At 69.7% G+C, this 923-nt stretch carries 2 pseudogenes; both read right to left on the reverse strand.

Going from position 1 to position 923, the window contains the following annotated elements:
* Nucleotides 1-499: pseudogene (locus PGX04_RS03080) on the reverse strand (hypothetical protein); the annotation flags it as partial.
* A gap of 60 nt (nt 500-559) precedes the next feature.
* A pseudogene (locus tag PGX04_RS03085) lies at nt 560-923 on the reverse strand (SDR family oxidoreductase); the annotation flags it as partial.

Raw genomic sequence — 923 nt, forward strand, 5'->3', positions numbered from 1 at the left:
CGCGGGCCTCGAGCGCGCGGTCCCAGCGCCTGACGTCGGCGATCGCGACGATGGCTTCGTCGCCGCTGTCGCCGTCTTCATCACGGCCGCCGCTGCCACCGCCTTCATCACCGTCGCTGCTACCGCCGGCTTCGGTGCAGTCGAACGCGTCGCGAGCGTCGTCGGACTCGAGGAAAACGTAGTCCGCCCGGTGTCGCGTTCGATCGGTTCGCTCGTTGCGCACGAACGAGTGTCCCAGCGCCCGGAACACGGGTCGGACGAACGCTTCCTCGAGTCGAGTGCGGCTTTCGCTCGCGGTCGATTCGCCGACTCGCTCCCAGCACGCGCGGATCTCGTCGAACGCCGCTCGGAGCTCGTCTTCGTCGACGTCCTCCCAGGCGTCCGATTCGGGGAGGCGGTCCTCGAGGTACGCGCTCGAGAACACGTCGTGGCTGGTCCGGTAGCTGCACCCCTCGCGACGGGAGCGGTCGGTGGGAGCGCCGACTCGGTTCCGGGACACCGCTTTCCTTTGCGTGATCCGAGTCGCGGCATATAGCTGTTCCCCCGGACGGGGGTTCCGTCACGGATACCGCTCCGAATCGGCGTCGGGCGTGCGTCGCTCGAGCAGGTCGAGGACGGGTTCGGTCGCGGCCAGTCGAATCCCGACTCGCGTCAGCCGATCCCGGATCGCGGCGGGAACGAGCGTGCCGTAGAGCGATCCGAGGAGCGGAACCGGACCGACGCGGTAGTGCGTGTCGGGGTTCGGGACGGTGGCGGCCTCCCGAATCGTCGCGGCGACCCGATCGGGCTCGTTGATCAGCGGACCGCCGCCCTCGACGGCGCGAACTCGCCGGAGGACGCGGTAGAGGTCCGTGTACTGCGTGGGTCTGACGACGCTGACGTTCCGGCGTTCGTCCGCGGCCGTCTCCGCATCGGCGTCGGAG

This window comes from Natrinema soli, assembly GCF_028618695.1.